General features: G+C 38.7%; 11 protein-coding genes and 1 tRNA gene. 3 read left to right on the plus strand and 9 right to left on the minus strand.

Annotation, left to right across the window (positions count from 1 at the left end):
- Nucleotides 1–252 precede the first annotated feature (252 nt).
- The 4 genes from BM179_RS04455 to BM179_RS04470 form a co-directional block, all read right to left on the minus strand.
- Nucleotides 253–324, minus strand: a tRNA-Arg gene (locus tag BM179_RS04455).
- Nucleotides 325–482: 158 nt separating this feature from the next.
- Nucleotides 483–1,739 carry a GTPase HflX gene (hflX, locus tag BM179_RS04460; RefSeq protein WP_092012828.1) on the minus strand — a complete coding sequence of 419 codons (1,257 nt, stop codon included), beginning with the start codon at nucleotides 1,737–1,739 and terminating at the stop codon, nucleotides 483–485.
- A 12-nt stretch (nucleotides 1,740–1,751) separates the two neighbouring features.
- Entirely contained in the window at nucleotides 1,752–3,632 is a 1,881-nt protein-coding gene (locus BM179_RS04465) for a ClpB D2-like domain containing protein (RefSeq protein WP_092012831.1), read from the minus strand.
- A 125-nt stretch (nucleotides 3,633–3,757) separates the two neighbouring features.
- Nucleotides 3,758–4,594 (minus strand): DUF2911 domain-containing protein, encoded by an 837-nt coding sequence (locus BM179_RS04470; RefSeq protein WP_092012834.1) that lies wholly within the window; start codon nucleotides 4,592–4,594, stop codon nucleotides 3,758–3,760.
- Between the two features lie 227 nt (nucleotides 4,595–4,821).
- Here BM179_RS04470 and BM179_RS04475 point away from each other — a divergent pair, with 227 nt between their 5' ends.
- The 3 genes from BM179_RS04475 (at nucleotide 4,822) to BM179_RS04485 (ending at nucleotide 8,765) form a co-directional block, all read left to right on the plus strand.
- The gene (locus tag BM179_RS04475; RefSeq protein ID WP_092012837.1) at nucleotides 4,822–5,688 is read left to right on the plus strand and encodes an AraC family transcriptional regulator; all 867 of its coding nucleotides are present in this window, start codon (nucleotides 4,822–4,824) and stop codon (nucleotides 5,686–5,688) included.
- Between the two features lie 567 nt (nucleotides 5,689–6,255).
- A complete protein-coding gene (locus BM179_RS04480) occupies nucleotides 6,256–7,161 on the plus strand; it encodes an MBL fold metallo-hydrolase (protein ID WP_092012839.1) in 906 nt (301 codons plus the stop codon).
- Between the two features lie 203 nt (nucleotides 7,162–7,364).
- Entirely contained in the window at nucleotides 7,365–8,765 is a 1,401-nt protein-coding gene (locus BM179_RS04485) for an MBL fold metallo-hydrolase (RefSeq protein WP_092012842.1), read from the plus strand.
- Nucleotides 8,766–8,818: 53 nt separating this feature from the next.
- Here BM179_RS04485 and BM179_RS04490 read toward each other — a convergent pair whose 3' ends face one another.
- The 5 genes from BM179_RS04490 to atpA all read right to left on the minus strand — a co-directional run bounded on the left by BM179_RS04490 (nucleotide 8,819) and on the right by atpA (nucleotide 14,346).
- Nucleotides 8,819–9,820 carry a nucleoside hydrolase gene (locus tag BM179_RS04490; protein WP_092012845.1) on the minus strand — a complete coding sequence of 334 codons (1,002 nt, stop codon included), beginning with the start codon at nucleotides 9,818–9,820 and terminating at the stop codon, nucleotides 8,819–8,821.
- Nucleotides 9,821–10,095: 275 nt separating this feature from the next.
- Nucleotides 10,096–10,839, minus strand: a complete 744-nt coding sequence (locus tag BM179_RS04495; RefSeq protein WP_092012847.1) for an ankyrin repeat domain-containing protein — start codon at nucleotides 10,837–10,839, stop codon at nucleotides 10,096–10,098.
- Between the two features lie 161 nt (nucleotides 10,840–11,000).
- Nucleotides 11,001–11,636: a LysE family translocator gene (locus tag BM179_RS04500; RefSeq protein ID WP_092013649.1), complete on the minus strand. Its 636-nt coding sequence runs from the start codon at nucleotides 11,634–11,636 to the stop codon at nucleotides 11,001–11,003.
- 104 nt (nucleotides 11,637–11,740) lie between these two features.
- Nucleotides 11,741–12,628, minus strand: coding sequence for an ATP synthase F1 subunit gamma (atpG, locus tag BM179_RS04505; RefSeq protein ID WP_092012850.1), 888 nt, complete (start codon nucleotides 12,626–12,628; stop codon nucleotides 11,741–11,743).
- A gap of 140 nt (nucleotides 12,629–12,768) precedes the next feature.
- Nucleotides 12,769–14,346, minus strand: a complete 1,578-nt coding sequence (gene atpA / locus BM179_RS04510; protein WP_092012853.1) for a F0F1 ATP synthase subunit alpha — start codon at nucleotides 14,344–14,346, stop codon at nucleotides 12,769–12,771.
- Nucleotides 14,347–14,620 lie beyond the last annotated feature (274 nt).

The following is a 14,620-nucleotide window of genomic DNA, read 5'->3' on the forward strand; positions in this document are numbered from 1 at the left end:
ATATAATCCCTTTAAATAATATTTTTATTAAACATATTGAAGATTTTTATTAAAAACAATTGGAATGAATAGAACTTTTACTTTTCTATGATGAAAGATTATGTTTATACATCTCATGCGAAAGCAAAACAATATTTGGAACGGGTGCTTACGCAAAGGGTTTCTAGTGTGCCACACAGCCACGGGATATATTAAAGCCAAAAATCCCTCAAAAACTTTCTTACAAGTCTTTGAGGGATTTTTACTGAATTGTGGCTCCGGCGGGAATCGAACCCGCATCTAACGTTTAGGAAACGTCTATTCTATCCATTGAACTACGATGCCGGAAAGTTCTTACATTTAAATAAAGAAATATAAGAATTTTCACAAAAGTCTGAAAAAGTAACCTAATTTGCAATATTCAATTAATTACAAATGAATACTTTAGTCAGGAAAATCAGTTTTTAACATTTTCTGAGTCATTTTGATCTCAGATTTTTTCCTTATTCTGAAAGAAATTCGTCATCATTTACAGAATAATCCTCTGTATTAAGCCAGTTTGGAAATATCTGAAAATGCTTTTCTTTTACCTGAGCCAGTAAAGCGTCTCTCAATTCACCCAGATTCTCACGATATTCTGCCGAAATGAATACTGATTTTGGTTTCGGTGTATCCAGATAAGAATTTTTTAAGAAATCCGTAACTCTTTCCAGCCGGGTTTTTACTTTTTCTCCTTCCGTTTCAATCTGCCATTCTTCCAGTTCAATTTCTTCGTCAGAAAAAAGGTCAATTTTATTGAAAACCAGAATCGTTGGTTTATTCCCTGCCCCGATTTCTGCCAGAATAGTATTTACCACCTCAATTTGTTCTTCAAAAGAAGGATGTGAGATGTCTACCACATGCAATAAAATATCGGCCTCTCTTACTTCGTCTAACGTGGATTTGAAAGATTCGATCAACATCGTTGGTAGTTTTCTGATAAAACCAACCGTATCTGTCAGAAGGAATGGAATACTGTCCACAGTCACTTTACGAACCGTTGAATCAACGGTGGCAAATAGCTTATTTTCAGCAAAAACATCGGTTTTAGCCAGTTTTCTCATAAGGGTTGATTTCCCGACGTTGGTATAACCTACGAGTGAAACCCTCACCATTCTGTCACGGTTTTTTCTTTGGGTAATAGCCTGCTTTTCAATAGTGCTGAGCTTTTCCTTCAGCAAAGAAATCCGGTCTCTGGCCGTACGACGGTCAGTTTCCAATTCTTTTTCACCCGGACCACGCATCCCCACACCACCACGCTGCTTGGTAAGGTGCGTCCACATGCGGGTCATACGCGGTAACATGTATTGATACTGAGCCAGTTCCACCTGTGTTTTTGCCTGAAGCGTTTGAGCTCTCTGTGCAAAAATATTCAGGATCATTAAACTACGGTCAAGAATTTTAACTTCCTTTTGTCTTGATTCAAATTCTGATTCAAGGTTACGAACCTGAGTAGGGGACAGGTCATCATCAAAAACGATCATATCTACCGCATTATCAATGACATATGCGATAATATCTTCTAATTTACCTTTTCCGACGAAAGTTCTCGTATCCGGACGGTCTAATTTTTGTGTGAAAGTCTGAAGTGTTTTTACGCCTGATGTCTCGGCTAAGAAAGCCAGTTCATCTAAATACTCCTGCGTTTTTTCTGCCGGTTGTTTTTGAGTAGTAACTGCCACCAGCACGGCAGTTTCCTGATCTTCTTGAGTGCTATACAACTTATTTCTTTTTTATTTTTCCAGAAGTTTTTGATATTCTGCCAGATGGAGATAGTTTTCTTCTTTGATAATCAATAGGTTACCAAATTCTCTGGCAATGGTAACCACCTCTTCAGGAGTAAGGTTACCTTTGGCATTCAATGCCTTTGCGAGTGTTAATAAATAATCATTATTTTGAATTAAAAGTTCACGTATTTCTTCCGTACAGGTTCTGATCATTTTTTCTATGCTCCAGTCGGTCAGACTGGTATCCATTCCAAATACTCCGGAACTTCCGTAAAATGCCTGAAAATTATGATCGAATCCATATCGTCTGACGTAGTCGGCCGCCATGTTTGTGGCATCTTCCAGGTCGGTTGAACAGCTTGGGGTCATATTTTCCTCTCCGAAAACTAACGCTTCGGCCACACCTCCTGCCAGAAAGACTTTAATCTTATCTGTAATATTGCCTTTGGTCAGGTGGATCTGATGAGAAAAAGTAAAACCTCCTGCATAACTTGCCGCAATTTTAGACCTTAATTGTAAAGGAGCCAAACCGAATAGCAAGCCATAAGCTATGGCATGTCCTGATTCATGGACAGAAACATTGGCTACAATATCCGGGAGATTTCCCTGTCTGATCCTGTCAACTTTGCCAATATAGTTAATTTCATGGACTTCAGGGTTTTTACCGAGCATACCGATGATTTTGCCTTTTTCAAAATCGTAATCCATTTCAATTTCAGTTTGCTCTTTTATGAGAGCTTCAAACATGAATTTTGAAAGATTAGACTCAATTATATCGGTAATACTGGAAAACACAGGTCTTACTCCCTGCACGGGAAACACGCCGTTCTGATAAACTAATTGATTGATTTTCTCTGAAATACTTACCGTTATGCCAAAGTGTTCATGATTTTTATGTATTATTTTGTGAATTTCCTGTTGAATTAATTGCTCAAAGTCTCTCTTTCTCAGAGACTTGTAAATTAAATGGATATTCCCGAAACGTGCTACCTGTTCAGGTTTAAATTTACGGGACAAAGCATTTTTTATATCTACAAGCGTAATCTTTTCTGTATAAGCCCTGAAAATATCTGCGTCCAGATCTGTTTCGGCCGTTTCATTCGCCATGCTGTACGCCTCGTCAAGATTCCCGCTGATAATGATGAGCATTTTCGAATGATCAATTGGCTCATAAACCTTTTTCTTTTCCTTTTTAGCCTGTAAAACACCAAGCAATTGCTCTTCCGTCATATCTGCCAGCGTATTGATTTCTCCGTCGAGGTCAAAAATCTTTTTCAGATTTCTGGCCTGCCAGATTCCCACGCCAAATTCTTCCTCCTGTTCCTCCTCTTCAGTATTTTTTTCCTGCCTTTTTCGCTTTTGAATGGAGGAATACAGGAAGTTCTGCAAATAATTATCAATCTCTTCCTTTACATCTCTTTTGGCCAGTTTTCCATCGGAAAGCAATTCCCAAAAATCCTGATAACGAGTACCGGGAACAGGTTTACCTTCAATATCTATGGTGTAAAAACGTTGAATTTCGTCAAATAAAACAATAGACGGTTCATCCGTGGCGATCCCGTTGCTTTCAAAAGTTCTGGCTACAGAGGAACCCCAGGAACTTTCATTATTACTTAGTTCAATTTCAGCAAAACGATCCTGAAATTCTAATTTAGTAACTAATTTCCTGACCAGATCCGTTTTCCCGACCCCTGTCATTCCCCAAAGGTTAATGATAATGGGACGGGTAAGAATTTCCGGCATTAAATACCAGATCCGGAGATAATCAATCAATTCTTCAATAATGTAATCAATGCCAATAAATTCTTGTTTTAACTCCGCCCGGATTTCCTCCAGACGTTGTTTTTTGAAATTAATAGCTTGTAAATCAATGTTTATTTTCGACATATATTGAAATTATAAATACTCTCGATTCAGGGAATTTCAGAGGTTTTTAATCATTTTTAAAGCTCTAGCCCAAATAAAAAGCCTACCCCAAAGAGTAGGCTTTCGGGAATATTTTGCAAAAATAACTATTTCAATGAAGCAATCAATTTTTCATTAAGTGCAACGTAGTCATCATTTTTAGCTTCTTTAGCATACTCAATTGATTTTAAAGCAGTAGCTTTTGCCCCCGCTTTGTCATTAAGTTTCGCCTGAATTTTAGCTTTAAGGTGATAAATCCAGAATGCCTTAGCATTTTGTTCGATTGCTTTATCAGCCCATCCAAGTGCTTTATTCAAATCTTTTCCTGCTTCAAAATAATAAGAAGCTGCCTGAAAATACGGTTTTGAATCAACATTCAGTGCTTTGTCAATCTGGCTCATAATTTTGCCGTCTATATCAGCAGTTACCGGAAACGATACAAGGGTTTTATCCCATAAAATATGAAGGTCAGTAGCTGCCGGCTGAACATTTTCAAACTGCATCGTGAAAGTTTCAACCGTAAAAGGCAATGCAATTGGCTTAACTTTAAATCTTGCAACATCCTGTTCTGTTTTATAACCGTCAACTCCCCAGTTTTCAAGGCCTTTATTCAAAACGATTTCCCACTCATCTTTGTTTGGTATGGTATAAAGCACATAAGTTCCGGCTTTTACCTGAATACCTCCGACTTTTACATCTTCACCAAATGTTAATTTAGTAGCAGCATTGGCTCCTGTTCTCCATACTTTTCCAAAAGGTACTAAATCACCGAAAATCGTTCTGCCTTTAATGTTTGGTCTTGAATAGGTTAATTCAATCGAAGAAAGTGCAAATTCCTGTTTGATGGTTTGTGTAGTACTGGGTGACGGAGTTTTGATGCCTTGTGCTGAAACGCCAAAGCTTGCCAGAAATGCTCCTGCAAGTGCATAGATTAATTTTTTCATTTTTTTAATAAATTAAAGTTTGTTTTGAGAATTTGAAATTGTAAAGGTTTTTTTAAAAACTGAACGGGTAATATTTCAGGGGAAAAATGAATCAGAATATCCGCAAATTTAGGCTACAAAAAGGAGAAAAAAAATCACAGTTTCTTTTTATAGGAAAGCACCCGGCATACACTTACAGGAAATAGTGCCTGAGATGTTAATTTCGAAGTTAAATTATTTTATAAGTCATGAAACCTCAGCTTCAGAAACTCCCTTTACCCTTCGATTCATCCTTTGTACTGGTTGATTTTGAAGTACCCTATTTTGAAACACCCTGGCATTTTCACCCTGAATATGAAATTGTTCTGGTAACAGAAAGTGTAGGACAAAGATTTATCGGAGAACATATGCAGGATTTCAAAGCAGGTGATTTGTGCTTTATCGGACCGAATGTGCCTCATTTGTACCGCAACACCGAAGACTATTACAAGCAGAATGCAGATTTAAAGGCTAAATCGATTGTGATACATTTCAACGAGGATTTTTTGGGAAAGGATTTTTTCAACATTCCTGAAATGCAGCATGTTAAGGTATTGTTTGAGAAATCACTGAAAGTGCTGGATATTTTCGGTGAAACAAATGCTTTTATTGCTGCCAGACTGAAAGAAATGTTTCATGAGAATGCTACAAAGAGGCTATTGTCTTTGCTTGAAATTCTCGATTTTCTGGGTAAATCTAATGAATATCAATTGCTTACTTCCGGTGACAGCTTTGGTACAAATATTAAAGACGCAGAAAGAGTGAATCGCGTTTTTGAATATGTAATGAAAAATTTCCGGAATGAAATCCGGCTGGATGAAGCGGCAGATCTGGTGGCAATGAGTGAGACGTCCTTTTCAAGGTATTTCAAAAGCAGGACCAACAAGAGCTTCTCAGATTTTGTTTCACAAATCCGGATCGCTCATGCCTGTAAATTACTGATTGATTGTAAAATGACTGTTTCCGAAATCGCATTTGAGTCGGGCTTTAATAACCTTTCCAATTTCAACCGGCAGTTTAAAGAACAGATGAATATTACACCGTCGTCCTATCAAAAACAAATTCTGCAAAAATGATGGGATAAAAAAAGCATTTTCTTGTACTAAAAGATGCTGGAATCTTTTAATAATGATTTGATAACCTATTGGTAAACAGTTGTTTAAAGTTGATGCTTAGTTTTGTTACATAAAAATCAGTACTACATGAAACAAAGCTGGAACATATTCAACAAACATGATTGGCGTAATTTTAGAGCAAAAAAACAGGCACATAAAAGATACCTTCATTCACATAGCCTCTCATTAAACGTTAAGTCGACAAGTATAGAAGTTGTATCATTCGACTGGATTATTGACTAACATTTTCCGTTAAACTCTCTGAACCTTTTTTAAGGTCTTACCTCCAATTTCTTCAAGGCTTATTCAGGAAAAATCAGAAAAGCCCTCCTTTTCTACTTCCTTCTGTATTTGAGTACCCTCCTGGTTTTCTCCTGAATAAAAGCCTCTGAGATTTAAGCCTTTGTCGATAAATAACTCTCAATTGTCTCATTTAAGGACTGATTTTCAGACTGTCTGCATAAATATGATTTAAATTATGCAAATTTATGTTGATTTCTCAACTCATCTTTTTCGCATAATAATTTTATGAACCGTAGAATTTTCCTTCAGAATTCGGCTCTCACTTTTGGAGCTATTGCTTTGCTGCCGCATCAGGAACTGATGGCAGGAGTATTTTCAGAAAACCCGTATAAGATCAAAGAACTGAGGGGAGGAGTAAGCGTTTTCACGGAAAAAGGAGGAACAATTGCCTTTTTACAGGGTAATGATGGTTTGGTTGTGGTTGACTCTCAATTTCCGGAGCAAGCCGGGCATTTAATTGAAGAGCTGAAAAAATCCTCAGAAAAACCTTTCCGATATCTGATTAATACCCACCATCACGGTGATCATACAGGAGGGAATATTGCATTTAAGGGCCTTGCGGAGCATGTTGCAGGACATAAAAATTGCCTGATTAATCAGCAGAATTCGGCGCAAAAGCAAAAAACAGAAGATAGACAACTTTATGCTGATCTGACTTTTGATGATACCTGGAAGCAGAAAGTAGGAAAAGAACATATCAAGGCGCATTATTTCGGAGCAGGTCATACCAATGGAGATGCAGTCATTCATTTTGAGAATGCCAATATTGCACATATGGGTGATTTGGTTTTTAACCGCCGCTATCCTTTTGTTGACAGAAGTGCCGGAGCGAATATTAAAAGCTGGATTTCTGTATTGGATAAAACCCTGAAGACATTTGATAAAGAAACTATTTTTGTTTTCGGTCATGCGTTTGATCCTGAAAAAATTACCGGTAACAAAGAGGATTTGAAAGCCTTTCAGGATTATCTGGCAAAACTGCTTGTTTTCGTGGAATCTGAGATAAAATCAGGAAAAAGCAAAGAGGACGTTTTAAAAGCAACCTCCGTGCCTGGTGTAACAGAATGGAAAGGAGACGGCATTCAAAGAAGTTTACAAGCTGCTTATGAAGAACTGACAGAAGTTAAGTAATCATAAGTGCTCAAGATACCTGTAAACCTATGATTAAGCATAAAAATAATCCTGAAAATCTTTTTTCAGGATTATTTTTTTTATAAATTTTCTTGAATTGGTAATAAAAATCACTTTTTGAACTGATTTTTCCTCACATTTTGTTACCGGGTTAATACCAATATTTGCAGTGCAGAACATCTCATCAACTAAATGAAAATCATATGGAAATCTCCTTTCATGGCGCCGCTCAGACAGTTACCGGAAGTAAACATTTACTGACTCTTAAAGATGGGACCAAAATATTACTCGATTGCGGGATGTTTCAGGGTAGGGGAAAGGAAACCGATTCTCTCAACCGGGAATGGGGTTTTAAGCCTGAAGAAATAAATTTTATGATTTTGACCCATGCGCATATCGACCATTCCGGCCTGATACCTAAACTGGTAAAAGAGGGTTTTAAGGGGAAAATTTATTGTACTGGCCCTACCAAAGACCTTGCCCAGATTCTGTTGCTGGACTCTGCCCATATTCAGGAAAATGATGTAAAATTTATCAATAAGAAAAGAGTAGAACAGGAGAAAAACCAACTGGCACCCTTATATGATACGCAGGATGCCATGCGCTGTCTGATGCGGTTTACAACGCTGAAATTGGATGAATGGTACACACTTACGGAAGATGTTCAGCTGAAATTTACGGAAGCCGGACATATTCTGGGAGCAGCAGTGGTAAATCTGAGAATAAAAGAAGATAGTAAAACTACTAAAATTACATTTACCGGAGATATTGGCCGGTACAATGATTCCATTCTGAAATCCCCTGCGGTTTTTCCTCAGGCAGATGTAATTATCTGTGAATCAACTTACGGAGATTCCCTGCATGATGATATGAAGATTTCTGAGGAAAAATTTGTGGAAATCATCATGAAAACCTGCTTTGAAAAAAGAGGTAAACTAATCATTCCGGCGTTTAGTGTGGGTCGTACACAGGAGCTTGTTTACACTTTGAACAGATTATTCAATGAAGGAAAAATTCCTCCGATTGAAACTTTTGTGGACAGTCCTTTGTCGACAGAAGCAACACGGGTTACTTACAACCATCCGGAATGTTTCAACAAAAAGCTGTTGAAATACATGGAAATTGATGAAAATCCATTCGATTTTGATGATCTGGCATATATCACAGACAAGAAAGCCTCTCAATCTTTGAATGAGCGAAAAGAGCCATGTATTATCATTTCTGCTTCAGGAATGGCGGAGGCCGGAAGGGTAAAACACCATATTGCAAATAGTATTCAGAACAAAAGAAATACAATTCTGCTGGTAGGATACTGCGAGCCCAATTCTTTAGGTGGCCGTTTGAAATTACGTCCCAGAATGGTCTCTATCTTTGGAGAAGATTATCAGGTAATAGCAGACATCGATGAAATAAAAAGCCTTTCCGCTCATGCAGATTATGAGGATTTATCACAGTTTCTTGCCTGTCAGGATTCACAGCTGGTTGATAAGTTCTTCATCGTTCACGGAGAACTGTCTGTACAGGAAAATTTTAAAAGGAAATTGATTAAGAAAGGTTATAATGAGGTTTTTATTCCTGCAATTCATCAAAAGTATTCTATTTGATGAATTGCAGGGGGCATGAAATTTCAGCAATTTCTTCCTGAATGCAGAGGAAATTACTTTCCGGGTGTTTGCATAAATGACTCAATCAGCTCTGCCACTTTTGGAAATGGCATTAATTCTGTAAGATAAGTATGAGGACCTTCAGGATCATCCTGCCAGGCATTGTTTCCGCCTTTCATGATAATTCTGCCACGTTTCTGTGAAAAATAAGGCTTAGTTCCTCTGATAGCAACCAACACTGCAGTCTGATCCCAGCTCATACGTCCTTCAGCATCTTCCTTACTCATGGGTATAGTCATGGCAAAAACATCTTTCACCGGACTTTTCAGCTTTTTATTGGCAATAACCCGTAACCCGGTTTTAATTTGCTTGCCAATTTCAACCCCGCTGAAAATGATCGGAGAAGGCCATTGGGTAAATACCTTTTCCGAAGAAAGAGAGTCAATATGTACATTGTATTCCCGGCCGGATGGAAAGGCTCCGGCCATGGAAACCAGTTGTTTTACTTTTTGCTTTACCAGAAGTTTTCCGCTTAACGGAGAAATTTTATCCGGACCGGAATTGAGCAAATCTGCAAGGTTGGTCAGAAAACCAATGGTTACTATTGTTACACTCTTGTCAGGCTGGCTTGTCAGGATTTTCCGGTATGTTTCTACAGCATCGGGAGCTTCAGAAGATTTATTGATTTTATGTGGATATTTGCCCACGAGCATTTCAGGCCATTTTTGCGGAGCACCTATGTCGGCAGCTTTACCCTTAGGTACACCCGAAGGTAAACCGAGGCGTCCGAAATAGGTATTCAATATATCAATCGTCGGAACGGTCAGCTCATTTTTGTTGCATGAAATAACGGCGAGCGGCCGGGCTTCCCCGCGGTCGGAAAGGGCATGGAGGACAGCCATAGCACCTACATCATCATAATCCGGTCCGATATCGGTATCAAGTATAACTGGAACAGGTTTTTGTTTGTGTTGCGCCTGTACGGAAAAAGTGGCAGGAAAAAGAGCCAGAAAAAAGAATGTGTAAGCAGAACGAATTTTGAAAGAAAATCTCATTAATTGAATAGGGATGTTTATAGTTTAAGAAAACATAGGATTGGATTATTCTTTTACCATTTCGGAAATATTTTAAATACCTGCAAAAAGTAAAAGGTTTCCGGATCAATATTGTCTTAATCATTCCGCATAATTTTCCGGCAGAAACCCATCGGTTTTGCTGAATATACGGGAGTGAAAAATTGACGGCATCAATGTATGGACTTAATGATTCAGTTCCTACAATATAGATTTGCGAAGTATGGTAAGGCAGGACAGTATGAGGACTGACAATTTTATGATTTCAGATAGGCACAGGGGATATTTTCAGGTTGATAATCAATGCCATATGCGTGTTTCAGTAATTTTGTCACTACTTTGGAAATGGTTATTTCCTGTCTGTGCATTTGTGGTAACATTCCCATCATTGCATAGCTTACCGGATTTACGGCCGGAATAAGTGTTTCCCATTCAAAGCCTTTTCCCCAGATAATTCCTTTTAGAGTCAGATGAAGATCAGCAGATTTGGCAAGCAGGAAATTCAGCATTTCCTGTGAATTATTATGATTTTGATTTACGGTATGAAAAACAGGAGTTTGTCCGCCAAAACCATATTGATCGGTCCCGGCTCTTTCATTTATATCAGCTCCGAATTTTACCAGCACTTCGGCACAGGAAAGATGATTAAATTCGGCACAAATATGCAGGAGAGATACTTCTTCCAGTGGGGTATAGGTACAGGTGAGACTTCGTTTTTCAGAAATAAGTCCGGGATTGCTTCTCAGGTAATTCTCAAGTGTCCCGGCGTCATCCATTAAAACAGATAAAAGAACCCTGTCCTCAAACTTAAGTCCGAAATCTACAAAAGCCCGTACACAATCTTTAAACCTCGGGCTTCGCATATACATTTCAGTCATTGTTTCGAATAAAGGCTTTTCATTGAAAACCGCATTCGGACTCATTCCTTTCGAAAAGCATTCCCTGATTCCCGTTACGGAATGGATTTCTATCAAATCGGCAATTTCCTGAAAACTATTCATGACAGGATGAGGGGTTTAGTTAAACGAATATTCCTCAAAATAAACAAATAAAATTGAATTTACTCTTTAATAATGAGAGGATTACGTTTTCTGATACCCTTATTTGTGTCATCACAAACGAAGCAAGTATTCCTGAAGATGAGGGAATATTTCAGGTCTTCTTAGTTTCTACTGCTGAATGCCACTTTGAGACCAAGAGCTATTAGAACCGCTCCGCAGGTTTTATTGACATAATTGGTAAGTTTCTTACTACTTTTTAGTTTAGCGAAGATCAATGAGGCCGAATTGGCCAGAATCAGGCTCCAGATTAATCCTGTGCAGGTAAAGGTAATGCCCAATGTAAGAAAGGGGATAACAGTATTGTGAGAGGCAGGATTAATAAATTGAGGTAGAAAGGCAATGAAAAAAAGAGCAACTTTCGGATTGAGTACATTTGTAATGACTCCGTCACGATAAATCTTTTTGAGGTTGACAGATTCTCCCTCAGATAGTGAATTGGTGTTTAATGAAGATTTATCGGTAAGCATCTTGTAACCAATGTATAAGAGATAAAGCGCTCCGGCATATTTTATGATATTGAAGACAAGAATTGATTTAGTGATGATTATCGAAAGCCCGAATGCTGCGAGCACGGTATGGATAACTGAGCCGCTGGCAATGCCTAAAACAGACATAATTCCTGCTTTTTTGCCTTGAGCCATACTTTTGCTCAGAATAAAAATCGTGTCATTTCCCGGTGTGATATTTAACAGGATACCGGTCAGCAGAAAAGTTTCGTAGTTAATTATGCCGTACATAAGTTCTTTCAGGTTAAGTCTGATGAGGTTATTGTTACACAAAAAACCTCTCCTGAAACGAATTCAAAGAGAGGTTTTGTCAACTTAAAATTAAGCTGAAAATATTATTCTGCCGCTAATGCTTCAGCACCACCAACGATTTCAAGGATCTCCTTGGTAATTGCTGCCTGACGTGAGCGGTTGTATTGTAACTTCAATTCTTTCAGCAACTCACCTGCGTTATCCGTTGCTTTATCCATCGCAGTCATACGTGCACCATGTTCAGAAGCATTTGATTCTAACACGGCCTTATAAACCTGCAATTTCAAGGCTTTAGGGATCAGTTCATTGATGATCTCTTCTTCCGAAGGTTCGAAGATATAATCAGCAGTAGTAGTTTTCTGCTTGTTTTCTTCTTTTTTCTCAACCAATGGCAATAATTGCTCTGCTCTTAAAATCTGAGTAGCAACGTTTTTAAATTCGTTGAAAACTAATTCAACCACGTCGAACTCACCTTCAGCAAAACTGTTCATTGCATAATCAGCAGCCTCACGAACAGAGGGGAAGCTTAAACGGGTAAAAATATCTGCATATTTCTGATTAACCTTATAACCACGACGAGTCAGATATTCTGCAGCTTTTTTACCAATCGCCAGAATTTCAACCTTTCCGGCTTCCTGTTGTGCAGCGTATTTCTCGTTGATTAATCCGGCAGTAGTTTTTCCGATATTAGCATTGAATGCTCCGCAAAGACCACGGTCAGAAGAAACAGCAATGATTAATACACGGTTGATTTCTCTTACGACGGTATATGGATTTTCTTTTGCTCCCTCTGCATTTGCCGAAACGGTTGCAATCATTTCGGTCAGCTTTTTCGAGTACGGACGCATCTGAACGATGGCATCAGTCGCACGACGCAATTTTGCCGCCGAAACCATTTTCATGGCCTTGGTGATTTGCTGAGTGGAGTTTACCGAAACAATTCGGTTTCGTACTTCTTTTAATGAAGGCATTGTTCTCTGAGTTATGAGTTATGAGCTGTTTTACATCGTTCAAATGTCATAGCCCAAAAACTATAATACACCTTAATCTGCAATATCAGTCAGAAATTAAGATGTTTATCTTTATTCCCGACTGATATTACAATTATATTTTACACGTATTTCGGAGCTACTTCTTTCGCTACTTTTCTCAAAGTATCAGTAAGAGTATCATCAAATTTACCTGCTGCAAGAGCATCTAAAGTTGATTTTTGAGTAGCCTTCAGAATGTTGATGAAATCTTTCTCAAACTCACGAACTTTAGAAACGGCAACGTTATCAATCAGACCCTGAGTAGAAACATAGATCATTGCAACTTGTTCCTCAACACGTTGCGGAGCAAATTGTGGTTGTTTCAGCATTTCAAGGTTACGACGACCACGTTCGATAGTCAGTTTAGTAGCAGCATCAAGATCAGAACCGAATTTAGCAAATGCTTCCAATTCACGGAATTGAGCCTGATCAAGTTTCAAAGTACCGGCTACTTTCTTCATTGATTTGATCTGCGCGTTACCACCCACACGTGATACCGAGATACCTACGTTGATAGCCGGACGAATACCGGCGTTGAAAAGGTTGGTTTCAAGGAAGATCTGACCATCTGTAATTGAGATTACGTTAGTCGGGATATACGCAGAAACGTCACCTGCCTGAGTTTCAATGATTGGAAGAGCTGTCAATGAACCACCACCTTTTACCAAATGCTTGATAGTATCAGGTAAATCGTTCATGTTACGGGCGATTTCATCCGAAGCATTGATTTTTGCAGCACGCTCCAATAATCTTGAGTGAAGATAGAATACGTCACCAGGATATGCTTCACGTCCCGGAGGGCGACGTAGTAACAAAGAAACTTCACGGTATGCTACAGCCTGTTTAGATAAATCGTCATAAACAACCAAAGCAGCACGACCAGTATCACGGAAGAATTCACCGATTGCTGCACCTGTAAACGGAGCAAAGAACTGCATCGGAGCAGGATCAGAAGCACCGGCTGCAACGATTACAGTGTAATCCATTGCACCTGCTTTACGTAGGGTTTGCTCAACTTGTTTGATAGTTGAAGCTTTTTGACCGATAGCTACATAAATACAGAAAACTGGTTCTCCTTTTTCGTAGAATTCTTTCTGGTTGATGATAGTGTCAATACAAACAGCAGTTTTACCTGTCTGACGGTCACCGATAACCAACTCACGTTGTCCACGTCCTACCGGAATCATTGCATCAATTGCTTTGATACCAGATTGAAGAGGTTCTGTTACCGGTTGACGGAAGATTACTCCCGGAGCTTTACGTTCCATTGGCATTTCGTAAGTTTCACCTACGATAGGGCCATTTCCGTCGATTGGTTCGCCAAGTGTGTTTACTACACGACCTAAGATACCATCACCTACTTTGATAGAAGCGATCAGGCTGGTACGTTTTACGGTATCTCCTTCTTTGATTTCAGAAGAGTCACCTAACAATACCGCACCCACATTGTCTTCTTCAAGGTTAAGGGCAAGAGCTTTCAAGCCGTTTTCAAAGGTGAGCAACTCACCTGCTTGTACTTTCGAAAGTCCGTAAATACGAGCTACCCCGTCACCGATTTGTAGCACGGTACCTACTTCTTCGAGTTCAGCCACTGTCTTAGCGTTTGAGAGTTGTTCTCTCAGGATGGCTGACACTTCATCTGGTCTGACTGATGCCATGTGATTTTGTTTATCTATTTAATTGTTATTCAATTGGTTGAAATGAGTTGAGAGGCTCAAAACGAGGCAAAAACGTTCTATTTGTCAAATACCTACTAACTCAATCTGAAAAGGCTTGCTTTTTCGGGTGCAAAATTAGTGATGAAATTTCACAATTCCGATATACACAGACGAAATTTATAGCAAAAGATTATACTTTTTTGATATTTCTATGTTTGAGACACAGGATTTAAGGTTCTGTGGCAGAAAACTTTTTAAGTTGTATTCTTTAAAG

The organism is Pseudarcicella hirudinis (genome assembly GCF_900115665.1).
Classification (GTDB): Bacteria; Bacteroidota; Bacteroidia; order Cytophagales; family Spirosomataceae; genus Pseudarcicella; species Pseudarcicella hirudinis.